At 65.2% G+C, this 23,492-nt stretch carries 23 protein-coding genes and 1 pseudogene; 13 read left to right on the forward strand and 11 right to left on the reverse strand.

Translation table 11 applies throughout. The features are described from left to right. The first annotated feature begins 115 nt into the window (after positions 1 to 115). Together ABWP89_RS14950 and ABWP89_RS14955 are read left to right on the forward strand one after the other, a co-directional pair. Positions 116 to 1,027, forward strand: coding sequence for an NAD(P)-dependent oxidoreductase (locus tag ABWP89_RS14950; protein ID WP_353230274.1), 912 nt, complete (start codon positions 116 to 118; stop codon positions 1,025 to 1,027). After that, entirely contained in the window at positions 1,024 to 2,748 is a 1,725-nt protein-coding gene (locus tag ABWP89_RS14955; protein WP_502915301.1) for an amidohydrolase, read from the forward strand. The genes ABWP89_RS14950 and ABWP89_RS14955 overlap by 4 nt, the downstream gene beginning before the upstream one ends. 174 nt (positions 2,749 to 2,922) lie before the next feature. On the opposite strand, the gene tatC is transcribed toward ABWP89_RS14955, so the two are convergent. The 9 genes from tatC to ABWP89_RS15000 form a co-directional block, all read right to left on the reverse strand. Continuing rightward, entirely contained in the window at positions 2,923 to 3,702 is a 780-nt protein-coding gene (gene tatC / locus ABWP89_RS14960) for a twin-arginine translocase subunit TatC (RefSeq protein ID WP_353230275.1), read from the reverse strand. After that, complete coding sequence (tatB, locus tag ABWP89_RS14965; protein WP_353230276.1) at positions 3,699 to 4,145, reverse strand: Sec-independent protein translocase protein TatB; 447 nt, start codon at positions 4,143 to 4,145, stop codon at positions 3,699 to 3,701. The genes tatC and tatB overlap by 4 nt, the downstream gene beginning before the upstream one ends. Before the next feature lie 35 nt (positions 4,146 to 4,180). After that, complete coding sequence (locus ABWP89_RS14970) at positions 4,181 to 4,447, reverse strand: Sec-independent protein translocase subunit TatA (RefSeq protein ID WP_353230277.1); 267 nt, start codon at positions 4,445 to 4,447, stop codon at positions 4,181 to 4,183. Between the two features lie 95 nt (positions 4,448 to 4,542). After that, positions 4,543 to 5,109, reverse strand: coding sequence for an SMC-Scp complex subunit ScpB (gene scpB / locus ABWP89_RS14975; RefSeq protein ID WP_353230278.1), 567 nt, complete (start codon positions 5,107 to 5,109; stop codon positions 4,543 to 4,545). After that, positions 5,106 to 5,879, reverse strand: coding sequence for a segregation and condensation protein A (locus tag ABWP89_RS14980; protein ID WP_353230300.1), 774 nt, complete (start codon positions 5,877 to 5,879; stop codon positions 5,106 to 5,108). The genes scpB and ABWP89_RS14980 overlap by 4 nt, the downstream gene beginning before the upstream one ends. Positions 5,880 to 5,914: 35 nt before the next feature. Beyond that, positions 5,915 to 6,952: a beta-N-acetylhexosaminidase gene (gene nagZ, locus ABWP89_RS14985; RefSeq protein WP_353230279.1), complete on the reverse strand. Its 1,038-nt coding sequence runs from the start codon at positions 6,950 to 6,952 to the stop codon at positions 5,915 to 5,917. A 25-nt stretch (positions 6,953 to 6,977) separates the two neighbouring features. After that, positions 6,978 to 7,763, reverse strand: a complete 786-nt coding sequence (locus ABWP89_RS14990) for an SPOR domain-containing protein (RefSeq protein WP_353230280.1) — start codon at positions 7,761 to 7,763, stop codon at positions 6,978 to 6,980. 61 nt (positions 7,764 to 7,824) lie between these two features. Continuing rightward, positions 7,825 to 9,615, reverse strand: coding sequence for an arginine--tRNA ligase (gene argS, locus ABWP89_RS14995; RefSeq protein WP_353230301.1), 1,791 nt, complete (start codon positions 9,613 to 9,615; stop codon positions 7,825 to 7,827). 123 nt (positions 9,616 to 9,738) lie between these two features. Further along, entirely contained in the window at positions 9,739 to 10,410 is a 672-nt protein-coding gene (locus ABWP89_RS15000; RefSeq protein WP_353230281.1) for a hypothetical protein, read from the reverse strand. A 200-nt stretch (positions 10,411 to 10,610) separates the two neighbouring features. Here ABWP89_RS15000 and ispH point away from each other — a divergent pair, with 200 nt between their 5' ends. From ispH to ABWP89_RS15020, 4 genes are all read left to right on the forward strand, one after another. Beyond that, on the forward strand, positions 10,611 to 11,597 hold the full coding sequence (gene ispH, locus ABWP89_RS15005) for a 4-hydroxy-3-methylbut-2-enyl diphosphate reductase (protein WP_353230282.1): 987 nt from the start codon (positions 10,611 to 10,613) through the stop codon (positions 11,595 to 11,597). A 13-nt stretch (positions 11,598 to 11,610) separates the two neighbouring features. Further along, complete coding sequence (gene thrB, locus ABWP89_RS15010; RefSeq protein WP_353230283.1) at positions 11,611 to 12,639, forward strand: homoserine kinase; 1,029 nt, start codon at positions 11,611 to 11,613, stop codon at positions 12,637 to 12,639. Next, positions 12,636 to 13,067, forward strand: coding sequence for a ribonuclease HI (gene rnhA, locus ABWP89_RS15015; RefSeq protein WP_353230284.1), 432 nt, complete (start codon positions 12,636 to 12,638; stop codon positions 13,065 to 13,067). The genes thrB and rnhA overlap by 4 nt, the downstream gene beginning before the upstream one ends. A gap of 85 nt (positions 13,068 to 13,152) precedes the next feature. Then, a complete protein-coding gene (locus ABWP89_RS15020; protein ID WP_353230285.1) occupies positions 13,153 to 13,356 on the forward strand; it encodes a hypothetical protein in 204 nt (67 codons plus the stop codon). A gap of 61 nt (positions 13,357 to 13,417) precedes the next feature. Here the strand turns inward: ABWP89_RS15020 and ABWP89_RS15025 are convergent, their stop codons facing one another. Both ABWP89_RS15025 and ABWP89_RS15030 read right to left on the reverse strand, forming a co-directional pair. Beyond that, positions 13,418 to 14,542, reverse strand: coding sequence for an NAD(P)/FAD-dependent oxidoreductase (locus tag ABWP89_RS15025; protein WP_353230286.1), 1,125 nt, complete (start codon positions 14,540 to 14,542; stop codon positions 13,418 to 13,420). A gap of 24 nt (positions 14,543 to 14,566) precedes the next feature. Next, the gene (locus ABWP89_RS15030; RefSeq protein WP_353230288.1) at positions 14,567 to 15,562 is read right to left on the reverse strand and encodes an alpha/beta hydrolase; all 996 of its coding nucleotides are present in this window, start codon (positions 15,560 to 15,562) and stop codon (positions 14,567 to 14,569) included. Between the two features lie 81 nt (positions 15,563 to 15,643). Between ABWP89_RS15030 and ABWP89_RS15035 the strand changes: the two are divergent. The 7 genes and pseudogenes from ABWP89_RS15035 to ABWP89_RS15065 all read left to right on the forward strand — a co-directional run. After that, a pseudogene (locus ABWP89_RS15035) lies at positions 15,644 to 16,111 on the forward strand (A24 family peptidase); the annotation flags it as partial. Positions 16,112 to 16,416: 305 nt separating this feature from the next. Then, the gene (cpaB, locus tag ABWP89_RS15040) at positions 16,417 to 17,499 is read left to right on the forward strand and encodes a Flp pilus assembly protein CpaB (protein ID WP_353230289.1); all 1,083 of its coding nucleotides are present in this window, start codon (positions 16,417 to 16,419) and stop codon (positions 17,497 to 17,499) included. 1 nt (position 17,500) lies between these two features. Beyond that, the gene (locus ABWP89_RS15045; RefSeq protein WP_353230291.1) at positions 17,501 to 19,279 is read left to right on the forward strand and encodes a type II and III secretion system protein family protein; all 1,779 of its coding nucleotides are present in this window, start codon (positions 17,501 to 17,503) and stop codon (positions 19,277 to 19,279) included. A gap of 14 nt (positions 19,280 to 19,293) precedes the next feature. After that, positions 19,294 to 19,965, forward strand: coding sequence for a CpaD family pilus assembly protein (locus ABWP89_RS15050; protein WP_353230292.1), 672 nt, complete (start codon positions 19,294 to 19,296; stop codon positions 19,963 to 19,965). A 44-nt stretch (positions 19,966 to 20,009) separates the two neighbouring features. Further along, positions 20,010 to 21,353: a pilus assembly protein CpaE gene (locus tag ABWP89_RS15055; protein ID WP_353230293.1), complete on the forward strand. Its 1,344-nt coding sequence runs from the start codon at positions 20,010 to 20,012 to the stop codon at positions 21,351 to 21,353. A gap of 80 nt (positions 21,354 to 21,433) precedes the next feature. After that, a complete protein-coding gene (locus ABWP89_RS15060) occupies positions 21,434 to 22,405 on the forward strand; it encodes a type II secretion system F family protein (protein ID WP_353230295.1) in 972 nt (323 codons plus the stop codon). 10 nt (positions 22,406 to 22,415) lie between these two features. Next, positions 22,416 to 23,438, forward strand: a complete 1,023-nt coding sequence (locus ABWP89_RS15065; protein ID WP_353230296.1) for a type II secretion system F family protein — start codon at positions 22,416 to 22,418, stop codon at positions 23,436 to 23,438. Positions 23,439 to 23,492 lie beyond the last annotated feature (54 nt).

Below are 23,492 nucleotides of genomic sequence, written 5' to 3' on the forward strand. Positions count from 1 at the left end.
TCAGCCCATCGAAACAGGCTGGCAGAGACCGGCAAACCGGAAGTTTTTTGTTGTCGCATCGCTTTTGCAAAAAACCGGTTCCCACTTTTTAGCGCGATGCTCTAGACCCGGTGCCATGACACAACCACAATCCGTATCGTTTATCGGCCTTGGCGTGATGGGATCACAAATGGCGCGCCATCTGGGCCGCGCCGGCCACCGCCTGACCATTTACAACCGCACGCGCGCGCGCGCCGATGCCTGGCAGGCCGCCAATCCCGGGCTGGCCACCCGCGTCGCCGCCAGTCCGGCCGAAGCTGCGGAGGGCGCCGATGTGGTGATCACCTGCGTCGGCAACGATGATGATCTGGCCGAAGTCGTGCTGGGCCCCAATGGCGCGTTTGCCACGCTGCGCCGCGGCGGGGTGTATATCGATCACACCACGGTATCGGCGCGGATTGCCCGCCAGATCGCGGTCGAGGGCCGCGACAAGGAACTGTTGTGCGTCGATGCCCCGGTCACCGGCGGGCAATCGGGGGCAGAGGCCGGCACGTTGTCGATCATGTGCGGCGGCAGCGAAGCGGCGGTAGAGGCCGCGCGCGCGATCCTGGGCGCCTATGCCAAACGGGTGGTGCATGTCGGCAAATCGGGCGCCGGGCAAACCGCCAAGATGGCCAACCAGATGTGCATCGCCGGAACGCTGGCGGGCCTGTCCGAAGCGATCCGCTTTGCCCAGACCGCGCGGCTCGATCTTGACAAGCTGTTCGATGCGATCAGCGGCGGTGCCGCGCAATCGTGGCAGCTGGACAATCGCTTTGCCACGATGGCCCGCGACGAATTCGATTTCGGCTTTGCGGTGGACTGGATGCGCAAGGATCTGGGGCTGGCCATCGATGAGGCGCGCGGGATCGGCGCCAGCGTGCCAGTGACCGCGCTGGTCGACCAGTTCTATGCGGATATTCAGGCACTGGGTGGCGGCCGCCAGGACACCAGCGCGCTGATCCGCCGGCTACCCAAACGCAATGGGCCCGACCGGGGCGACATGTGATCGTGCCCCGGCTGGCGGGCGCGGTACTGGCGCTGGCGCTAATCGCCGGCGCCGGGTCGGCGCAGGCCGATACGCTGGTTGACAATATCCGCGGCGAAACGATCGGCGCCGATGGCACGCTGCAAACTTTTACCGCGCTGTTGTTTGACGATTCCGGCGTGATCAGGGCGGTCTACCGGCCGGGCGACAGTGTGCCGCGCCAGGGCCGCAAGGGATACCAGTACCACATCGACGGCAAGGGCCACGTGCTGTTGCCGGGGCTGATCGATGCGCATGTCCACATTGTGAAGACCGGCTTTGCGCTGCTGACGCTCGATTTGTCCGACACAAATTCGCTGGATGAAGCGCTGGCGAAAATTGCCGCTTACGCGCGCGCGCATCCCGATCGGCCGTGGATCACCGGGCGCGGCTGGAATCAGGAACGCTGGCAGCTGGGCCGGTTTCCGACTGCGGCAGAACTGGACCGCGCGGTGCCCGATCGCCCGGTCTGGCTGGTGCGCGTCGATGGTCACGCCGGCTGGGCCAACAGCGCCGCGCTCAATCTGGCCAAAGTCACCGCGGCGACACCCACCCCTGATGGCGGCGTGATCGAACGGCTGGCCGGTGGCGCCCCCGCCGGAGTGTTGGTCGACCGCGCCACTGCGCTGGTGGCCAATGCCGTGCCCGCCCCCAACCCGCGCGACATCGATCTGGCGCTGATGACCGCCGAACGCGGTTTTGCGCGGGCGGGGATCACCGCCGTGGCCGACATGGGCACCACGCTGAACGATTGGCTGGCGTTTCGCCGCGCGGGCGATGCCAACCGGCTGTATGTGCGGATCATGTCCTATGCCATGGGCACAGAGGCGATGGCGGCCATCTGCGGGTCCGGCCCGACCCCGTGGCTCTATACCGACCGGCTGCGGATGGGTGGGGTCAAACTGTATATGGACGGCGCGCTGGGGTCGCGCGGCGCCTGGCTGAAGGCTCCCTACACCGATCAGCCCGACAGCCGCGGCACGCCGCTGTTGACCGAAACGCAGCTGGGCAATCTGATGAGCCGGGCGGCCATGGATGGCTATCAGGTGGCGGTCCACGCGCTGGGCGACAAGGCCGGCGCGACCGTGCTGACCACCATCACCGACCTTACCCATACCTATACCGGCGACCGGCGCTGGCGAATCGAACATGCCCAGGTGGTCGATCCCGCCGATTGGCCACTGGTGGCCGGGATTGCCGCGCATGGCGGCGTGGTGGCATCGATGCAGCCCGTGCATCAGCCATCGGACCGCACGATGGCAGAGGCGCGGCTGGGCCCGGCCCGGTTGGCCGGCGCCTATGCCTGGGCCAGCCTGAAGCGGCAGGGCGCCGTGCTGGCATTCGGATCGGATTCGCCGGTGGAACGCCCCGATCCGTGGGCCGGCATCGCCGCCGCGCTGACCCGGCAGGATGCCAGCGGCGCGCCGGAGGGTGGCTGGCAACCGCAGGAACGCGTGGACCGGGTGACCGCACTGGCCGGCTATACCAGCGCCGCGGCTTATGCCGGCTTTGCCGAAGCGCGTTTTGGCCGCATCGCGCCGGGCCTGCGCGCCGATTTCGTGCTGGTCGATACCGACCCGATGACCGCCACCCCCGACGCCATTCGCCACACCAAAGTGTGGCAGACCTGGGTCGGCGGCGGCAAGACCTGGGATGCCGACCATCCCGATGGTGAGGTTGCAGCGGTGGTCAAAAGGCCGTGATTTCAATCAGAAATCTGACATCCCCAGCTTACCATATCCGTTCGTGCTGAGCCTGTCGAAGCACACGCGCTGACCCATGTTCTGGATGCTCATCGACCGTTCAATGGGCAAATGTCGCGCGTGTGCTTCGACAGACTCAGCATGAGCGGGAGTGGTTTGGTTCCCGCGACAAAATCAGGCCGTCGCCGCATCCACTAGCTTGGCGCGTTCATCGGCGGCCTCGGCAAAGCGCATGACCACCAGCGTGCCTTCGAACAGGATCAGCAGCGGCACCGCCAGCATCAGTTGTGACACCACGTCGGGCGGCGTGATCAGCGCGGCCAGCGCAACAATGCCGACAATCACATAGCGGCGCGCGGAGACCAGTTGCGCGCGCGACACGATGCCCGCGCGGTTGAGCAGCATCAGCAGCACCGGCAGCAGAAAACTGCCGCCAAACGCCAGGATGAACTGCATCACCAGGTTGAGGTATTCCTCCACCCCCGGCAAAGCCTCCAACTGCAGACCACCGTGCATGCCCTGAAAGCCGATGAACCAGCGAAACGCCGTCGGCATCACCACGAAATACGCCAGGCTTGTGCCCAGCCCGAACAGCACCGGGGTGGCCACCAGAAACGGCAGGAACGCCTTTTTTTCGCGCGCATACAGCCCGGGTGCGATGAACATCCACAACTGGTTGGCAATCACCGGAAAGCTGACGAAAATGGCAGCGAACAGTGCGACCTTTACTTCGACGAAAAACGCGCCGTACAGCTTGGTATAGATCAGCTTGCCCGTCCCTTGGGGAAACGCGCGCGCCAGCGGCCAGATCAGGATGTCCAGAATATTGCTGGCAAAATACATGCACACCGCAAACGCCACCACCAGCGCATAGATCGTGCGCAACAGCCGGGTGCGCAGTTCCATCAGGTGGTCCAGCAGCGGCGCCTGGCTTTGGTCGATATCGTCGATCATGCCGGGCGATCGGTCTGCGCAACGGTGGCCACGGCCTCGGCCGTTACCGCGTGATGCGGATCGGTCAGGCCATGCGCAGCCACCAGCGGGTCGATCGGCGCGTGATCAGCATGCGGCGTCGCCAGCGGCATCATCACCGGCGCATGATCGGCGTGCAGCGGCGGATCGTTGGCGGTTGCTGTGGCGGTTTCGGTGGCAATTTCAGGGTTGGGATTCGCGGCCATGATCGCCGCATTCTGTTCGCGCCACTTGCGTTCCATCTCTTCCATTTCCGCTTCGCGGATCATGGTTTCGATACCCGATTTGAAATGGTTCGACACGCGTCGCACGCGCGCAATCCACCGACCGGCGGCGCGCAAAGCCATCGGCAGGTCCTTTGGCCCGATCACGACGATGGCCACGATCGCGATCAGCAGGAATTCGGATGGGGCGATATCAAACATGGTTCAACCGGCGCGGCGGGCTTGAGCCTGCGGGCTCAGGCCGCGCCGGTTGGGCCCTGGTGATCGGCCGGCACGGGCGCTGGTGCAGCCTGGGGCACGGGCGCCACCGGCGGTTGCACCGTCTGCTGGATCTGTGACGGGGGCGGCGTCACCGGACGATTGGTTTCGTCGGCCATGCCTTCTTTGAAGCTTTTGATTCCCTTGCCGAAATCGCCCATCATATCGGAAATCCGGCCACGGCCGAACAGGATCAGGACCACCAGCGCCAGAACAATCAGGTGCGGTAGAGACAGACCACCCATCACAATTCTCCTTTGTCGCAGCCTAGATAGGCGCTTTTTGTGCCATCCGCCAGACGCAAGCGGAGCAAATGATGCGCTTTGTTGATGATGCCCGCTTACTCATCGGATTGTTCGCCGGTCAGCGCGGCATAAGCAGCATCGATCGGGTCGAGCATGCCGGCCGCGCGCAGTTCATCGATCCCCGGCAGATCGCGCCGCGATGCCAGGCCGAAATGCGCCAGAAACGCCGGCGTCGTGGCATAAATGGTCGGCCGCCCGGGTGCCTCACGCCGCCCGGCAATGCGCACCCAGCCCGCCTCCATCAGCACATCCAGCGTGCCGCGCGCGGTCTGGACCCCGCGAATCGCTTCAATCTCTGCGCGGCTGACCGGTTCGTGATAGGCGACGATGGCCATGACCTCGATCGCTGCGCGTGACAGGCGCCGCGGTTCTTCCCGTTCGCGGCGCAACAGGTGCGCCAGATCGGGCGCGGTCTGAAAATGCCAGTGCCCGCCGCGAGTCACCAGTTCGATCCCGCGCCCGGCATAGTGCTGCACCAGCGTTTCCAGCGCCGCCGCCACGCTGGCACCACCCAGATGCTGCGCGATCTGTTCGGCGGTCAGCGGGGATTCCGCCGCGAACAGCGTGGCCTCTACCGCGCGGACCAGATCGTCATCGATCATGACGCGGTTCCTGCCGCGCGCAGCCGCAATGGGCCAAACACTTCGTCCTGCATCAGTTCGGCGCGGCCCTGTTTGGCCAGTTCCAGCGCGGCGGCAAAGCTTGATGCTAGCGCCGACCGGGTCAGGCGCGGATCGGCATCGGGCTCGGCGCGCGGCAACAGCGCCCGCAGATCGACCCAGTCACGCGCCACCCCCAGCATCCGCGACAGCCGTTCCAGCGCAAATTCCAGCGTAATTACCGGGCGTGCGCGCACCATATGCACCACCGGCGTGTTGCGCGCCTTGATCGTGCCATAGGCCTGGATCAGATCGAACAGGCTGGCGGTCCATTGCGGTTTGCGCGACAGGCTGATGCCTTCGGGCGCGCCGCGGGCAAACACGTCGCGGTCCAGCCGGTCGCGCGCCATCAGCCGCGACGCCGCTTCTCGCATCGCGCCCAGCCGTTGCAGCCGCAATTGCAGCCGCAGCGCCAGTTCTTCGGGACCGGGCTGCATTTCCGGGTCGCGCGGCAGCAGCAGCAGCGATTTGAGATAGGCCAGCCATGCCGCCATCACCAGGTAATCGGCCGCAAGTTCCAGCTGGATCGCGCGCGCGCGGGCGATATAGCCCAGGTACTGATCGACCAGATCGAGGATGGAAATCCGCAGCAGATCAACCTTTTGCCGCCGCGCCAGATCGAGCAGCAGATCCAGCGGCCCTTCCCACCCGTCAAGCTCAAGATACAGCGCGTCCGACCCGCGCGCGGTAAGCGGGTCTGCGCCAAGCGGCATCCAGTCGGCATCATCGTCCGCCGGTGCCGGATCGGTCATGGTGCCAGCGCCAGCAGCGCATCGCGCCGCGCCACCAGATCGGCCCGCCGGCCCGCGGCATCGACAGGATCGATATCGGTCGCCGCCAGCGCATCGGCCAGCCGGGCAGCGCCATCCGCAGTTATCGGCCCCAAAGCGGCGGCGATCGCCACCATATCGGGCATCCGCGCCCAGCAATTGAGCGCCAGGTCACACCCCGCGCCCACCGCGCGCGCGGCGCGCTGTGCAATCGAACCGCTCAGCGCGTCCATATCCAGATCGTCGGACAACAACAGACCCTGAAAACCGATTGCGCCGCGCACCACGTCACCGATCACCCGCGCCGACAGCGTCGCCGGCGCGCTGTCATCCCACGCGGTGTAGCAAACATGCGCGGTCATCGCGATTTTGGCGGGTGCCAGCGCCTCTCCATGGTGCGCAAGCGCGATAAACGGTGCGAGGTCGGTTGCCAGTTCGGTGGCGTTGGCGGTGACGGTCGGCAGGTGTTTGTGGCTGTCGGCGGTGGCGCGGCCGTGGCCCGGCACATGCTTCACCACCCCGGTCACCCCGCCACGCGCCAGGCCATCCAGCACCGCGCGGCCCAGCGCCGCCACGCGCATCGGTTCCGCCCCCAGCGCACGATCGCCAATCACGTCATCGGCGCCGGGCTGGCGCACATCGAGCAGCGGCAGGCAATCAACCGTGATCCCGGCCTCTGCCAGATCGAGCGCGATTGCCTCGGCATTGGCGCGCGCGGCCTCGATCGCGCTGACCGGGGCAATATCGTACAACTGGTCAAAGCGCCCCTGCGCCGGATAAGTGCCCCAATGCGGCGGTTTCATGCGCGCCACGCGCCCGCCTTCCTGATCGATGCACACCAGCAGCCGGTCGCGGCCGTGCAACGCACGCAGATCGTCGGTCAACGCGCGCAACTGCGCCGGATCGACCACGTTGCGGCCGAACAGGATATACCCCGCCGGATCGGCATCGCGGAAAAATGCGCGCTCCTCCGGGCTCAGTGCCGGGCCGGACAGACCGAATATCGCCGGAATCATGATCGGTCAGCGCGGCCGCGTGGCGTCAATGCTTCACCTGGCACTTCACGCCATCGGCCTGCAGCCGGTTGCACAGGCTGTTGGCGGCACTGGTGTCGCTGGCCAGCGCCTGCAGGCGATAGACCGTGCCGATATCCGCCTTGCCCTCAACCACCCGGTGGCCCTGCCCGTTCAGCACATCGTGCGCCGCGACCAGATGCGTCCAGGCCGATTCGGCCAACGCGTTGGTCGAAAACGCGCCGACCTGCACGGCCACGCCGCCACCCGCCGGTGCGGGCGAAGCAGCTGCGGGCTTTGCCGCCGCCACAGCATGCGGCGCATCATGCGCGGCCGGCTTTGCCGCCGGCGTCGCCGTTGCGGATGACCCTGCCGCCGGCGGTGATGGCGTCGCTGCCGGCGATGCAGCAGCCGGCGCGCCGGTGCCCAGGCTGGCCTCAGGGTGTTCGCCCTGGCTGACCTTGAAACTGGTATCGCCGGTGCCGGCAAAGGTCTTGCCACCCGGATCGGCCGGCGCGACTTTATAGGGGTCCTTGCTTGCCTCGATCAGGCTGCCATCGGCCGGGCGCGAAGACCCGCCACGGTGGGTGAACCAGTATACGCCGCCAACCAGCGTCCCCAGCAGCAGCAGTGCCGCCGCCGCCAGCCCGATCAGCCGGCCAGAACCGCCGCCCGTGCGTTCGTCCTCGACATCATCGGCGCTTTCCAGCCAGGGCAGGCGCTCGTCCTCGCCCAGGTCGAGCGAGGGCGCATGCACGGTTTCGTCATGACCGGCCCCATCATGGCTGGCGGCATCGTGTTCATCAGCATGCATTGACCCTGCTCCGCTTGTTGCGTGGCGCTGCCCTGCGGCGGCGCAGTACCATCACTTCGGATTACAATTCTTCGGCTGCCGCCACCCCCAGAATGGCCAGCCCATTGCGGATAACCTGCCCGATTTGCGCGGCCAGGAAAAGCCGTGCCGCGGTCAGTTCGGGATCGCCCGCCACGATATAGCGTTTTTCCGGCCGATCGTTGCCGATATTCCAATAGGCATGGAACCCGGCTGCCAGATCGTACAGGAAAAACGCCAGCCGGTGCGGTTCACGCGCCTGCGCCGCCGCCTCTATCACGCGCGGGAATTGCGCCGCCAGCCGCACCAGCGCCAGTTCTTCATCACCCAGCCGGTCCAGCGCATCGGCACCGGGGGCCAGATGTTCCGCCGCCGCCTTGCGCAGCGTCGAACAGACCCGCGCATGGCAGTACTGCACATAGAACACCGGGTTGTCTTTCGATGCTTCGACCACTTTGGCGAAATCGAAATCCATCTGCGCATCGGGTTTGCGGGTCAGCATGGTGAACCGCACGACATCCTTGCCGACCTCGCCCACCACATCGGCCAGCGTGACAAACGTGCCGGCGCGCTTTGACATTTTCACCGGCACGCCATCGCGCAGCAGCTGGACCATCTGCACCAGTTTCACTTCAAACGGCTTGGGCTTGCCCGCCGCCCCGGTCAGCGCGGCGACCGCGGCACGGATACGCTTGACCGTGCCGGCATGATCGGCGCCCCAGATATCGACCAGTTCGTCGGATGTTTGTGTCTTCTGGAAATGATAGGCCAGATCCGCACCAAAATAGGTCCAGCTGCCATCCGATTTGCGAATCGGCCGGTCCTGGTCATCGCCAAACCGGGTGGAGCGGAACAGCGGCAGCTCCACCGCTTCCCAATCTTCGGCCAGCTTGCCCTTCGGCGCCTCCAGCACGCCATCGTAAACCAGATCGTGTGCGCGCAGCCACGCCTCTGCCGCGGCCGGCTTGCCCGCCGCCTGCAATTCCGCCTCGGAACTGAACACGTCGTGGTGAATGCCCAGCAGCGCCAGATCTTCGCGGATCATCGCCATCATCGCCGCCACCGCACGGGTGCGGAACGGCACCAGCCAATCGGCTTCGGGTGCGTCGGCATAGGCATGCCCGAATTCCGCCGCCAGCGCGGTGGCGACCGGGATCAGGTAATCGCCGGGGTACAACCCTTCGGGAATGGCGCCCACGTCATGCCCCAGCGCCTCACGATAGCGCAAGTGCACCGACCGGGCGAGCACATCGACCTGGCCGCCGGCATCGTTGATGTAATATTCGCGGATCACCCGATGCCCGGCAAACGCCAGCAGCGTGGCCAGCGCATCGCCCACCACCGCGCCCCGGCAATGCCCCATGTGCATCGGCCCGGTCGGGTTGGCGGACACATATTCCACATTGACCGTGCTGCCACCGCCAAAGGTGGAACGGCCATAGTCGTCCCCCGCCTGCGCGATCAGCCGCAATTCGCCCAGCCACGCCGCCGGGGTCAGCCGCAGGTTGATGAACCCCGGCCCGGCGATGTCGGCCGACACCACGCGCGGGTCGCGCACCAGTTCGGCGATCAGCAGTGCCGCCAGCGCGCGCGGGTTGGTGCCCGCCGGTTTGGCCAGCACCATCGCCGCGTTGGTCGAAATGTCGCCATGCGCGGGATCGCGCGGCGGTTCGGTGGTGACCGCAACGCGCGGCAGCCCGGCGGGCAGTGTGCCGGCGCTTTCCAGCGCGACAATCGCGGCATCGATCACGTGCGCGAATTCGGCAAACAGCGCGCGCGGGGCATCATGCGCGGCGGGAACGGATGCAGCGGGGTGGGGCAAAGTCTGGATCATGGTGTCAGTCATAGGGACAGCGATAGCGCAAGACGGCGCAACAGGCAAAAGCCCGTCGCGCCGGTCGGCCACTGCCATTGTTCAGGATCTGGACCGGTGTGGCGTACACACCGGGGCGAAAGGTTATTTGGTGGCGTTGTAGGCCAGCTGCTGATCGGACAGCTGAAACCCGACCAGCAATTCAAACGTCGCGCGCGACAGCGCCGCCTTCACATCGGGCTGCGACAGCGGATCGACCGCCGCATCGTTATCGCCGGCCTTGCGCTTGCGCGTCAGGCGCGAACGGATCGCGGCGGTCAGCGATGCCTCTGCCCGATCAACCAGCGAACTGGCCACACCATGGCCCTGCGCCCGATCCTGCCCATCGGCGAAATCGATGGCGACGGTGCCCACCTTTTTGGCGACAATGGTGGTGCCGCCACGTTCGACCAGCGAAAAATAGGGCAGATCGATATGGCGCGCGCCGGCGGTCTGCGTGCGCCGCGCGACCACGTCGAAATCGACCCGCGTGGCCAGTTTCGACTGGTTCGCGGCATCATTGCAGGTGCTGCGCACATTGGTCATGGCCGCAACCACGTCGATCGCGCCGGAATCGCTGCGGCCAGGGGCCAGCAGCGTCAGATCACCGGTCAATTCCGGCACGCCGACGATCGGGCACGGGCTGCGCAACGCGGTCACGCCGACCGTGTCGTCCACCACCAGTTCCCCCTTGTTCCTGGCGCAGCCGGACAAGACCAGCGCGGGCAGGCACGCAAGAACACTGATCCGGGCGGCACGGGTGATAAATGCTGACATTGCGGCGCGGGGTCCTTTTGGCAATCAGTGCTGCTGCCGATCAGGCATGGGCATCCGTTCCTTTAGCCAGCCCCGCCGCATTGGGCAATGGATGCATTCCGGGCATGCATACCTGGCACGCATTCCGGCGCATGCGTTCGGGGGATTGTCGGCCGCACAGGGTTTGTCGGAACCCGCACGCACTGCTAAAGGCGTTGGTTATGACCGAACCAACCCTCTCTGCCGCCCTGCCCCAGGACAGTCTTGCCGAAAAACGCCCGTTGCGCGTGCTGATCGCGGCACCGCGCGGATTTTGCGCCGGGGTCGACCGCGCCATCGAAATCGTCGAACGTGCGATCGACCGCTATGGCGCGCCGGTTTATGTGCGCCACGAAATCGTGCACAACCGCTTTGTGGTCGAAGGGCTGAAGGCCAAGGGCGCCGTATTCGTCGAAGAGCTGAACGCGGTTCCGGATGGCGCGCCGGTGGTGTTTTCCGCGCATGGCGTGCCCAAATCGATCCCGGCAGAGGCGACCACGCGCGGGCTCGACTGGCTGGATGCGACCTGTCCGCTGGTCAGCAAAGTGCACCGCCAGGCCGAACGCCATTACGAAGCGGGGCGCCACATCCTGTTCGTCGGCCATCGCGGCCATCCCGAGGTGATCGGCACGATGGGCCAGGTGCCTGCGGGCACGATCACGCTGGTCGAAACGGTGGAGGATGTGGGCGCCATCGCCATTGCGCCCGATGTGCAACTGGCGTTTCTGACCCAGACCACGCTGTCGGTGGATGATACCGCCGCGATTGTCGCCGCCTTGCGCGAAAAATTCCCGACGATCGCCGGGCCAAAGGCCGAAGACATCTGCTATGCCACGTCCAACCGGCAGGAATCGGTCAAGGCGATTGCCGGCGATTGCGATCTGGTGCTGGTGATCGGCGCGCCCAACAGTTCCAATTCGCTGCGCCTGGTCGAAGTCGCCGAACGCAGCGGCACCCGCGCCCGGCTGATCCAGCGCGCCAGCGAAATTGCGCCCGAATGGCTGAATACGGTCGAAACCATCGGCGTGACCGCCGGCGCCTCCGCACCCGAAGTGCTGGTGCGCGAAGTGGTCGACCGGCTGGGCGAATGGCGCGCGATCAGCAGCGAAACGGTGACCACCGCCGAAGAACACATGGTGTTCAAACTGCCGCGCCAGCTGACCGAATAAGGGGCGCATTGCTGTGGCGGTTTACACCCACCTCGGCGCCGAGGACATGGCGGCGCTGATCGCGGAATATCGCGTTGGCACGCTGGTTTCGGCCAAGGGCATTGCCGAAGGGGTGTCGAACAGCAACTGGCTGATCGAAACCACCGGCCCCGCAAACGCCACCGGCGCCGAAAATCCGGCCGCGGCTGCGCGCTATATCCTGACGATGTACGAATTCCGCATCGATCTGGGCGATCTGCCCTATTTCCTGTCGCTGCTTGATCACCTGGCGGCGCGCGGCTGCCCGGTGCCGCGCACCATCCACGATGCCGATGGCGCGCTGTTTCGCATGGTGCCTGGGCCAGACCGCGCCGTCGAAAAGGCGATCGCGCTGATTGAATTTCTGCCCGGCGTTTCGGTATCCGCACCCACCGCGGCGCAGGCGCACAGCGTGGGGGCGGAACTGGCGCGGCTGCATCTGGCAGCCGCGGATTTTCCCGGCGCCCGCGCCAATGGCATGGGCATTGCCGAATGGCACCGGCTGGCAGCGGAATGTGGCCCCGATGCGCTGGCGGCGATCGACCCCGCACTGGCCACGCTGGTGGCGCACGATCTGCCGCGCATTGCGCAAGGCTGGCCCGATGATTTGCCCCGGGGCGTGATCCACGCCGACCTGTTTCCCGACAATGTGCTGGTGCTGGGCGATGCCATAACCGGGATGATCGATTTCTATTTCGCGTGCAACGATCTGATTGCCTATGATCTGGCGATCACCCACCTGGCGTGGTGCTGGGACGCGCAGGACGGCACATTCCGCGATGACCTGTCGCGCGCGCTGATCGCCGGATATGATGCGGTGCGCCCGCTGGCCCCGGCCGAACGCGCGGCGCTGCCATTGCTGGCGCAGGGCGCGGCAATGCGCTTCATGATGAGCCGCGCCTATGACTGGATCAACACGCCGGCCGACGCGCTGGTCACGCGCAAGGACCCGCTGCCGATGGCCCGCCGGCTGGAATTTTATCGTGAAAACCCGGATATCTTCGGGCCAGGAGCTGTTGCGTGAAAGCGATCGACATTTTTACCGACGGCGCGTGCAAGGGCAATCCGGGCAAAGGCGGCTGGGGGGCGTTGCTGCGCGCCGATGGCCATGAAAAGGAACTGTCCGGGTCAGACCCCGCCACCACCAACAACCGCATGGAAATGACCGCGGTGCTGCGCGCGCTGGAGGCGTTGCGCGGCCCCAGCGCGGTACGCCTGCACACCGACAGCCGCTATGTTATCGACGGCATGACCAAATGGATGCCCGGCTGGGTGCGCAAGGGCTGGAAAACCGCTGACAACAAGCCGGTGAAAAACGAAGACCTGTGGCGCGCGCTGACCATCGCGGCAAAACCCCACAAAATCGAATGGATCTGGGTCAAAGGCCACGACGGCCATGTGGAAAACGAACGCGTGGACAAACTGGCCAGCGATGCGGCGATCGCCGCATAACAAACTGGGGGTTTTCCGAGGGCACCTTTTGTCTGCGCCAACGTCTATCTTGGACAAGCAGAATGTTTCGCCAAAGGAGAAGTCTATGTTGAAAGCAATCGTCGCCGCCGCATTGGTGTGTGTGAGTTTCGCAGCCGTTGATACCGCAGAGGCGCGGGTGTGTCGCAACCGCCATGGCCAGCCCTATCGTTGCCACAAGGTGTTTGCCCCGCGCATCAATTTCAAGGCGCACCATCCGATCAAGGTCACGCGTTGCCGCAGCCACAACGGGAAGCTCGGCCACTGCTGATCGCGCCACTGGCCCCTCCATATCCTCCCCGAATCGGGGGGGATATGGCAAGGCCCGTCGTTTAAAGCCGTGTGGGCGCGTACCAGGCGGCGTTGAGCGGATCGGTCATGGCATCGCGTGGCCGGCCCAACAGCAGTTGCGCGCCGAGTCGCGCGGCGGCGGGCGCGGTCTGAATGCCGAACCCGCCCTGCCCGGCAAACCAGAACAGGCCAGGCACGTGCGCGTCAAACCCATAGACCGGCAGGCGATCGGGGGCAAAACTGCGCAGGCCCGCCCAGCGGCGTTCGACCGCGGCAATGCGCCAGTCCAGCACGTGTTCCATGCGGTCGATGGCGATCGCCACGTCCAGCTCTTCGGGCGCGACATCGTGCGCGACATCGGGGATTTCGTCGTGGGGACTTACCAGCAGGCGGCCCGATTGCGCTTTGAAATAGAAATCTTCGTCGATGCCAAAGGTCAGCGGCATGTTTGCAGGTGGCAGCGGATCGGTGCGCACCTGCACGATCGTGCGCCGCAATGGGGCAATCCCCAGCGGCGCCGCGCCTGCCAGTGCGGCAACCTGGTCGGCCCAGGCCCCGGCGGCATTGACGACGATCGCCGCCGATACCACGCCGCCCGCCCACACCACGTGCCAACCAGCGCCAACGCGTTCCAGCGCGGTCACCCCTGCGCGCAGCCGCAGCACGGTGCCGGCGCGGCGCGCCTGCGCCAGATAATGCTGATGCAGCCCGGCCACATCGATATCCGCGCCCTTTGCCTCATAGGCGCCATGGCACCATTCGGGGCGCAGGCCGGGCACCTCTGCCACGATAGCAGCGCGGTCCATCAACCGCACATCGACGCCCAGCCCGGCAAACCGGTCAACATGGCCGGCGACGCGGTCACGGTCTTCGGCACGCCCGATGATCAGCGCGGCGCGCGGTGACAACAGACCCAGATCGGTCAGAAAACTGTGGCTGGCGGCGGTCAGCGGCACGACACCCGGTCCGCCATAGCTTTCCTCCCAAAACGCAGCCGAACGCCCGGTGGTGTGATAGCCGGGCACCGCTTCCGCCTCCACCATCAGCACGCGCGCGTGGGCGGCGCATTCGGCGGCCAGGCTGGCGCCCGCCATGCCGGCGCCAATAATGACAATGTCAAACGGCGTGGCCAGGTCGTGGTCCGTGGCGGCAGGAAGATCGGTCATCGCAAACTTTCCAAAGATGCAGGATCAGGCGGGTTCGTCCGGCGGCGCCACCCGGTCGCAGAACGCGGCGATGGCGGCCAGCACGCGGTTGCGCACCGGGTCTGCCTCTCGCAGCAGTTCGTGCGCCGCCTCACGCCCGAAATCGACCAGTTCGGCACCGGGCAGGCGCGCGGCGGCGCGTGCGATCGCCGGCCAGGCCACCAGCAGGTCGTAACGCGCGGCCAGGATCTGCACCGGCACCGCAACCGATTCGAGCAGACCGGGCCGATCCAGCACCGCAATCGATTCGCCGGCCTTGCGCACCCAGTCCCAACTGGCCGGGCCAAGATCGAGTTCGGGGCGCTGTTTGCGCCACCACCCCTCATCGGCATAGCGGTCGGCATCATGGGTCAGCGTCTTGCCCCGCGTGGCGGCGCTGTCCCCCGGGCGTTCGCCATCACCCCAAGCCATGCGATCGGGATTGGCGATCGTGCACATCGCCCAGGCAAAGCCGGGTTGCAGCCATTTGGGGATCGGCGTGACAAAACCCAGCATCGGCGCGGTCAGCACCAGGGCATCGGGCCGCACCGCGCGCGTCGCCACCGCGCGCAGCGCCAAATGGCCGCCCATCGAATGCGCGATCAGCACATGCGGCCCCGGGGTGGCCGCCGCCCAGGGGCCCCAAAAATCACCCAGATCCTTGATCCAGCTGGCAAAATCATCCACGCCCCCGACACGCGGATGGTCATGATAGCGCCCCGATCCCGCCTGCCAGCGCCAATCGAGCGCGGTTACCCGCCACCCGGCCGCGTGCCAGCCATCCAGCGTTTCGAGGTACTTTTCGTAAAAATCGGCGCGTCCGGGCAGAAACAAAATCGACCCGCGCGGGGGCTGGCTATCACCCCGCCGACCGGCCCAGTCGATCCGCCGGATGGCGGCCCCGTCGGGTGCCCGCCAGCGCGATTCGGACGCCTGTGGCGGAATGGCGCGGCGCGCGGGGTTGGTCTGGTCCGCCGGGGAATGCGAATCGGGACTGTCCACCAATGCACGCGCCTTTTTGCCAGAACCTGAGGTTGTTCTTGGTTACCGTTTGGTAAGTGATTGTCCCGCATAAGGCCAGTCATGCAAGGGACATGGATCATTTACGGATTGGTCGGGGCATTGGCAATCGCGCTGCTGATTGCCGCCTTTACCGATATCCGCCGCCGCCAGATCGACAACTGGCTGAACGCTGTCGTGGCGCTGATGGCGCCGGTATTCTGGTGGGCCAGCGGGCTGACTTTGTGGCCGGGTGTGGCGATCCAGCTGGCCATTGCGGTGGCTGCGTTTGCCGTACTGGCCGGGCTGTTTGCGCTGCGCGCGATGGGCGGCGGTGATGTCAAACTGCTGACCGCGCTGGCGCTGTGGCTGCCGGGTGTGCTGTTTCTGAAACTGTTGATCGTGATGGCGCTGCTGGGCGGCGTGCTGACCATCGCCCTTGGCATGTGGCACATCAGCCGGCGTCGCAAGGACCGGCTGAAAATTCCTTATGGCGTGGCGATTGCGCTGGCCGGTTTGTGGACGCTGGGCAGTACCGATGCGGTGCACTGGCACGACCGCGCCGATCTCAACGCCGGTGCGCCGCATTTCGCCGTTGCGGTTCATGCCCCGGGGGTTGCGCCGCAACTGCCGGCCGGCATGCCGCCGCTGCCGGCACCGGCAACGGCGCCAACTACGGGCAAAACCCCGGCGACGGGCCAATGACGAAATCAACCATATTCAAACGGGCACGCGGCTGCGGCGTCCTAGGTCAAATTTAACCAATTTGGGCGATTGTTACGGGGTGGTGCGTTCACAGTGACGCAATTCGCGGGTGGCCTGGACCACCGGTGAAGTTAGGGCAGGAAAAGTAAGCCATGGACAGGAAGAAACTGTTTTTGTTGCTCGGAGCCTTGGTGGTGGCGCTTGTCACGAGCCTGGGGGCACGCGCGCTTCTGTCCGGCGGCTCTGCGCCGCAGGCGGTCGCGGCCAAAATGCTGGACGGGCCAAAGGTGCTGGTGTCGCAACGCGCGCTGCCGATCGGCACGATCATCACCGCCGATGCACTGGCATTCCAGCCCTGGCCCAAGGATCTCGTGCAGGATGCCTATTTCCTGCAGGACAAGACCGACATGGCGAAACTGCTGGGCACCGTGGTCAAAAATCCGATCACTGCCGGCCAGCCGGTTACCACCGGATCGCTGGTGGCGCCGGGCGACCGCGGCTTTCTGGCCGCAGCGCTGGGTGCCGGGATGCGCGCCGTAACCATTCCGGTCAGCAGCCGCACCGGGGTTGCCGGGTTTGTGTTCCCGGGTGACCACATCGATCTGTTGCTGACCCAGTCGGTCAAGGGTGAAGGCGAATCACAGCCGCTGCGCGCGACCGAAACCATCATGAAAAACCTGCGCGTGCTGGCCACCGACCAATCGACCGATCAGGAAACCGTCGATGGCCATACCCGCGTCAAGGGGTTCAGCCTGGTCACCGTCGAAGCCACGCCCAAAATCGCCGAAGAGCTGTCGGTGGCCGAATCGATCGGCACGATCAGCCTTTCGCTGCGTTCGATTGCCGACAACTCGGCCGAACTGGAACAGGTCATCGCTTCTGGCCAGATCAAAGTGCCGCATGGCGCCAGCAAGCAGGAAGAAGATCGCCTGCTGAAAACCGCGCTGACCAAGCCGGTGGACAAGACCAACACGTATGTAACCGGCGGCGATGTGTCGCGGTTCCAGCGCAAGACGATGCCGACCGCCAATGCCATCAACGGCGTGACATCGGGCGACATGGTGCAGTCTGCGCACAGCGGCGGCCGGGCACGCCTGGGTGTCGCACCGGCCGACACGCTGCAGCAAATTCGTCGCACCCCGACGGTGCGCGTGACCCGCGGCAAGGAAACGGTCGAAGTGCCGATCGCCCCGATGCCGACGATCGTGCCCGTTGGCCCGATGGGAGTGTTCTGAGATGCGTTCCGACAAAACCGGCGCTGCCGCCACTGCTGGCGCGAAAGGCAAGACGATGAAAGTGCGTTTGGTAACCCGTGCCCGTTTGGCAACGTCCGCATTGGGCCTGGTGGCGATCGCCGCAGTGCCGATGCTGTCCTCTCCGCTGCTGGCGGCCAGGGCCCACCGCCATGCTGCCGCCCATGCGGTCACCCACGCCAAGCTGCCGCAACGCCACGTCGGCAGCGGTGAACCGGCCGGGATGCGCGTCATGCCCGGGATTTCCGCACCGGCGCGGTCGCTGGCGCTGGGTATCGGCCATGGCCAGCTGGTCACGCTGCCATCGGCGATGTCGGATGTGTTTGTCGCCAATGATGCGATTGCCGATGTGCAGGTGAAAACCGGCAACCAGTTGTATGTGTTTGGCAAGTCCGGCGGTGAAACCACCGTCTATGCCAGCAACGCGCGCGGCGAAGTGGTGTGGTCGGCCAACGTGCGGGTCGGCCAGAATCTCGACAGCATCGAACAGATGCTGCACATGGCAATGCCCGATGCACATATTACGTCATCGACCATGAACAACACCGTGCTGCTGACCGGCACCGTCGCCGCGCCCGAAGACGCGGCCGAGGCGGAACGGTTGGTCAAGGCGTTTGTCGCGGACAAGACCACGGTCATCAGCCGCCTGAAAATGGCGACGCCGCTGCAGGTGAACCTGAGCGTGAAAATCGCCGAAGTCAGCCGGTCGCTGACACGTAATATCAGCTCCAACCTGACCAGCGTGTCCACCGCCAACGGGTTCAAATACGGCATTGGCCAGGGCACCGGCTTTTTCCAGAGCGGCAGCAGTGCTTCGTTGGGCGTGGGCAACGTGCCCAGCACGTTTACGTATGACCCGACCGCAGTAACCGCGCTCAATCCCACCGGGCAGGTGCTGACAAAGGGCGTATCGGTCAATTCCCCGCTGGTCGGCACCGCGCTGGCCGGCATGGGCCATCTGTTCGGGATGGACCTGCTGGGCGCGCTGGACCTGGGCGAACAGATCGGGCTGGTCACCACGCTGGCAGAACCGAACCTGACCGCGCTGTCGGGCGAAACCGCAGACTTTCTGGCGGGGGGCGAATATCCCATTCCGGTCAACACCGGGCTGGGCGCGACCTCGATCGAATTCAAGAAATACGGCGTCAGCCTGTCCTATACGCCGACCGTGCTGGCCAATGGCCGGATTTCGCTGCGCGTGCGGCCCGAAGTGTCGGAACTGACCAGCGAAGGATCGGTCACGATCAATGGCCTGTCAGTACCGGGCCTGACCGTGCGGCGCGCCGAAACGACGGTGGAACTGGGATCAGGGCAAAGCTTCATGATCGCCGGCCTGCTGAAGAACAACAGCCAGGACAGCATTTCGAAACTGCCGGGCGCGGGCGATATCCCGGTGCTGGGTTCGCTGTTCCGGTCCACCGCGTTCAAAAAGGGTGAAACCGAACTGGTGATCGTGGTCACGCCATACCTGGTCAATCCGGTCGATGCCAACCAGATCCATCTGCCCACCGACGGGTTCAAGAGCGCGGATGCGCTGCAGCAATTGCTGGGCAATGTGGAAAGCGACAACGTGAAGGGCGAAAAGAGCCCGAAACCGACCGAAAAGCCGGCCACCCAGCAATCGGCCATGCCCGCCGGCCAGCAGGGTGCGCGACCCGCGATCGGCCCGGTGGGTGACGCATCGGGCACCACGGCTGATCGCCCGCGCAAACGCACCAAACAGGCCAGTGCTGATACCCAGCCCGGCTTCAGCATTCAGTGAAAGGGGACACCGTCATGACGCATAGCCAAAATCGCGCAGGCCTGCGTGGCCCCCGCCCGGTTCGCCTGGCCGCCTCTGCGCTCGCGCTGGGGTTGGGCCTGATGCTGGCCGGGTGCGGCGGCATGCCCACCAACCGCACGCTGGACAACATTCACCAGCCGGTGGTCGAACACACCAATTTCACCTTTGACCTGACCACCCAGCCCGAAGGCGGCTTTGACGCCGTCCAGGCCCGCCGTTTGGGCGAATGGTTTGGTGCGCTCGGGCTGAAATATGGCGATCACCTGTCGGTTGACGATCCCGCCGATACGCTGGCCACCCGCGCCGCGGTCGAAGTGGTGGCGGCAAAATACGGCCTGGTGGTCGACGGCGTGGCCCCGGTAACCGAAGGCGCGCTGCCCGCCGGCATGGCGCGCGTGGTCATTTCGCGCGCGTTTGCCAGCGTGCCGGGCTGCCCCGACTGGACCGGGCGTTCCGATGCCAATTACCGCAACGCCACGTCGCGCAACTATGGCTGCGCCACCAGCAGCAACATGGCGGCGATGATCGCCAACAAGGAAGACCTGATCCACGGCCAGGATGGCACCGGCAACACGGTCGTGGCGACCAATGCCAAGGCGATCGAGGCGTTCCGTACCAAGGCCCCGACCGGTGCGGCCAGTCTGAAACAGCAATCAACCAATTAAGCCATCAGGCCAGCAAGCACAGCAGCACATAAGGAAGTCACGCGATGAACGCGCCCTGGAAATCCGGCAATCGTGACATGTTCGCAGCCTATGTCTGCGACGATGTCACGCTCGATACACTTCGTTCGGTTGCCATCGAAATGGGTTGGCCGCCGGAAAAGGTGATGAAGGGCGGCCTGCGCAACGCGACCCAGTCGCTGGCCATCACCGCCAGCCCGGCAATCCTGATGGTGGACCTGTCGGAAAGCGGCGACCCGCTGAACGACATCAACGCGCTGGCCGAAGTGTGCGAACCCGGCACGGTGGTGATCGCGGTGGGCCAGGTCAACGATGTGCGGCTGTACCGTGATCTGGTGTCGTCGGGCATCAACGATTATCTGCTGAAACCGCTGTCGCCGGGCCATCTGCGCGACACGCTGGTGCAGGCGCAGGCCATCTTTGCCGCGCCGCGCGGGGCTGATGGCGGTGCCGCCGGCAAACGCCACATCGCCACCGCCGTGGTGGGCACGCGCGGCGGGGTCGGCGCATCGACGCTGGCCACATCGCTGGCCTGGATGCTGAGCGCCGATCACAAGATGCCGACCGCGCTGCTCGATCTCGATGTCCATTTTGGCACCGGCGCGCTTACGCTCGATCTGGAACCCGGCCGCGGGCTGACCGATGCGATCGACAACCCCAGCCGCATCGACGGTCTGTTTATCGAACGCGCGATGATCCGCGCCAACGACAACCTGGCGATCCTGTCGGCAGAGGCGCCGATCAGTGCGCCGCTGCTGACCGACGGTACCGCGTTCAACCAGCTGATCGACGAATTTCGCCACGCGTTCGAAGCGACGGTGGTCGATCTGCCGCGCAACATGCTGATCAATTTTCCGCAATTGCTGGCCAACATGCAGGTCGTGCTGGTGGTGACCGAACTGACGCTGGCCGGGGCGCGCGATGGCATCCGCATCCTGTCGTGGCTGAAATCCAACGCCCCGCACACGCAAGTGCTGATGGTCGCCAACAAGGCGATGTCGGGCGTCGGCGAAATCAGCCGCAGCGATTTTGAAACCTCGATCGAGCGCAAGCTGAACTTTGTCGTGCCCTATGATGCCAAGGCGGCGACCAATGCTGCGAAGCTGGGCCAGACCTTTATCGGCGCCAACCGCACGTCAAAGGCGGCCGTGGCACTGCGCAGCATGACCGAGGCGATCATCGCTACCGATGGCGAGCGTGAAGCCCCCGCCACGGGCAAGGGATCAAAGATCGGCAAGGGCGCCAAGGCCGGCAAGGCCGGACGCCCGGCCGGCGAGCCTGCGCCGTCCGGTGGATCGGGATCGCTGCTGGGCCGGTTCGATCTGAAGAAACTGCTGCCGTCAAAGTCAAAATCGGGCGCGTCGGCGTGATGCGCACGGTCTGAAACACACAAGGGGCCCCTCGCGGCCCGGTTCACCCGTCCCTGATACAACACCTGGTGGTTTTCGCGATGCAGCCCTTGCCCCTGATGATCCTGGTCTTTGGCGTGACCTTCATGCTGGGTCTGGTGATGATCCTGTTGTCGGGGCCGAGCGCGTCGCGCGAAGGATCGCGCCGGTTGCAGGCGGTGCGCCTGCGCCATTCCGACAACGCGGTCGACAAGGTGGAGGCGCAATACCGCAAGGCCGTTGCCGCGCGCAAACCCGGTACCTACAAAAGCTCCGGTTCGCAGACGCGGATAGAGGCGCTGACGCTGCGGCTGCACCGCACCGGCAAAAAGTGGACCGTGGCGCAATACTTTTACGCGACCTTCGGTCTGATCGTCGGCATCACCCTGCTGGTCTGGCTGAAAAGCGGGTCGCTGCCACTGGGTCTGGCGGTTGGCGTGATGCTGGGCGCAGGGGTGCCGCACATGGTGGTCAACATGGCCATCAACAAGCGCACCAAGAATTTCATCACCCGGTTTCCCGACGCGCTGGAACTGCTGGTGCGCGGGCTGCGGTCCGGGCTGCCGATCAGCGAAACGCTGGGTGTGGTGGCCAGCGAACTGCCAGGGCCGGTGGCCGAGGAATTCAAACTGGTCAACGACCGTATCCGGCTGGGCCGGACGATGGATGAATCGCTGACCGACACGGCCGAACGGCTCAACCTGGCGGAATTCAGCTTTTTCTGCATCACACTGGCGATCCAGCGCGAAACCGGGGGCAACCTGGCCGAAACGCTGGGCAACCTGGCGGATGTTTTGCGCAAACGCGCGGCGATGAAGCTGAAGATCAGCGCGATGAGCTCTGAATCTAAGGCATCGGCCTATATCATCGGGTCACTGCCATTCATCGTGTTCTTTCTGATCTATTCGATCAATCCCTATTACATGGGCGCATTTTTTCACGACGAACGCTGCATCATTGCGTTGGTCGGTGCGGCTGTCTGGCTGTCGATCGGGGCATTCATCATGCGCCAAATGATCAACTTCGAAATTTGAGCCCGCAATCATGAGCGATTTTTCCTCCGTTCCGGCCACCCCCCACCCCACCCTGATGGGCGTCGATGTGCTGTTTGTCGGGTCGCTGCTGGCCGGGCTGGCCGCGCTGGCGGTGATCATGGCGATCTATGCCGCGGTCACCGTGCGCGATCCGATGGCCAAACGGGTCAAGGCGCTGAACGAGCGGCGCGAACAGTTGAAGGCGGGGATTGTCGTCGCCGCCAGCCGCAAACGCGCCAGCATCATCCGCCGCAACGACACCACCGACCGCATCCGCACCTTTCTGCAATCGCTCAGCGTGCTGCAGGACAGCCAGCTGAAAGTGGCGCAGCAAAAACTCGCACAGGCCGGCATCCGCAAAAAGGAATGGGGCGTTGCGATCATTCTGGGGCGGATGATCTGCCCGATCGTGATCGGTGGCCTGGCCGCGTCGCTGATCTATGGCGCGAACTATTTCCCGACCTGGCCCGATTACAAAAAGTTTGGCGCGTTCGCCGCAATGCTGTTTTTCGGGTACAAATTGCCCGACATCTGGGTGTCGAACCTGGTCAGCAAACGCACCAAGGAACTGCGCAAGGGCCTGCCAGACGCGCTCGACCTGCTGGTCATCTGCGCCGAAGCCGGGTTGACCATCGACGCCGCATTTGGCCGCGTGGCACGCGAACTGGGCCGCGCCTATCCCGAACTGGGCGACGAATTCGCGCTGACCGCGATCGAGCTGTCATTCCTGACCGAGCGGCGCATGGCATTTGAAAACCTGGCCTATCGCGTAAAGCTGGAGGCGATGCGCGGCGTGACCACGACGATGATCCAGACCGAACGCTATGGTACGCCGCTGGCATCGGCGCTGCGCGTGCTATCGGCCGAATTCCGCAACGAACGCATGATGCGCGCCGAAGAAAAAGCCGCGCGGCTGCCCGCGATCATGACCGTGCCGCTGATCCTGTTCATCCTGCCCACGCTGTTCGTGGTCATTCTGGCCCCGGCCGCCTGTTCAATCTCCGACAACTTCCTGCATCGCAAGATGTCGTAATACCAACTCGCGCAAAGCGCGACTCATACCGCCCGCCCCGCCTCCCCACCCGAC

It is taken from the genome of Novosphingobium sp. (assembly GCF_040398825.1).
Taxonomy (GTDB): domain Bacteria; phylum Pseudomonadota; class Alphaproteobacteria; order Sphingomonadales; family Sphingomonadaceae; genus Novosphingobium.

Coding starts and splice junctions, on each gene's coding strand:
- ABWP89_RS14950 (WP_353230274.1), top strand. CDS start 116: ATGACACAACCACAATCCGTATCGTTTATCGGCCTTGGCGTGATGGGA.
- tatC (WP_353230275.1), bottom strand. CDS start 3,702: ATGATCGACGATATCGACCAAAGCCAGGCGCCGCTGCTGGACCACCTG.
- tatB (WP_353230276.1), bottom strand. CDS start 4,145: ATGTTTGATATCGCCCCATCCGAATTCCTGCTGATCGCGATCGTGGCC.
- ABWP89_RS14970 (WP_353230277.1), bottom strand. CDS start 4,447: ATGGGTGGTCTGTCTCTACCGCACCTGATTGTTCTGGCGCTGGTGGTC.
- scpB (WP_353230278.1), bottom strand. CDS start 5,109: ATGATCGATGACGATCTGGTCCGCGCGGTAGAGGCCACGCTGTTCGCG.
- ABWP89_RS14980 (WP_353230300.1), bottom strand. CDS start 5,879: ATGCCGCTTGGCGCAGACCCGCTTACCGCGCGCGGGTCGGACGCGCTG.
- nagZ (WP_353230279.1), bottom strand. CDS start 6,952: ATGATTCCGGCGATATTCGGTCTGTCCGGCCCGGCACTGAGCCCGGAG.
- ABWP89_RS14990 (WP_353230280.1), bottom strand. CDS start 7,763: ATGCATGCTGATGAACACGATGCCGCCAGCCATGATGGGGCCGGTCAT.
- argS (WP_353230301.1), bottom strand. CDS start 9,615: ATGATCCAGACTTTGCCCCACCCCGCTGCATCCGTTCCCGCCGCGCAT.
- ABWP89_RS15000 (WP_353230281.1), bottom strand. CDS start 10,410: ATGTCAGCATTTATCACCCGTGCCGCCCGGATCAGTGTTCTTGCGTGC.
- ispH (WP_353230282.1), top strand. CDS start 10,611: ATGACCGAACCAACCCTCTCTGCCGCCCTGCCCCAGGACAGTCTTGCC.
- ABWP89_RS15020 (WP_353230285.1), top strand. CDS start 13,153: ATGTTGAAAGCAATCGTCGCCGCCGCATTGGTGTGTGTGAGTTTCGCA.
- ABWP89_RS15025 (WP_353230286.1), bottom strand. CDS start 14,542: ATGACCGATCTTCCTGCCGCCACGGACCACGACCTGGCCACGCCGTTT.
- cpaB (WP_353230289.1), top strand. CDS start 16,417: ATGGACAGGAAGAAACTGTTTTTGTTGCTCGGAGCCTTGGTGGTGGCG.
- ABWP89_RS15045 (WP_353230291.1), top strand. CDS start 17,501: ATGCGTTCCGACAAAACCGGCGCTGCCGCCACTGCTGGCGCGAAAGGC.
- ABWP89_RS15050 (WP_353230292.1), top strand. CDS start 19,294: ATGACGCATAGCCAAAATCGCGCAGGCCTGCGTGGCCCCCGCCCGGTT.
- ABWP89_RS15055 (WP_353230293.1), top strand. CDS start 20,010: ATGAACGCGCCCTGGAAATCCGGCAATCGTGACATGTTCGCAGCCTAT.
- ABWP89_RS15060 (WP_353230295.1), top strand. CDS start 21,434: ATGCAGCCCTTGCCCCTGATGATCCTGGTCTTTGGCGTGACCTTCATG.
- ABWP89_RS15065 (WP_353230296.1), top strand. CDS start 22,416: ATGAGCGATTTTTCCTCCGTTCCGGCCACCCCCCACCCCACCCTGATG.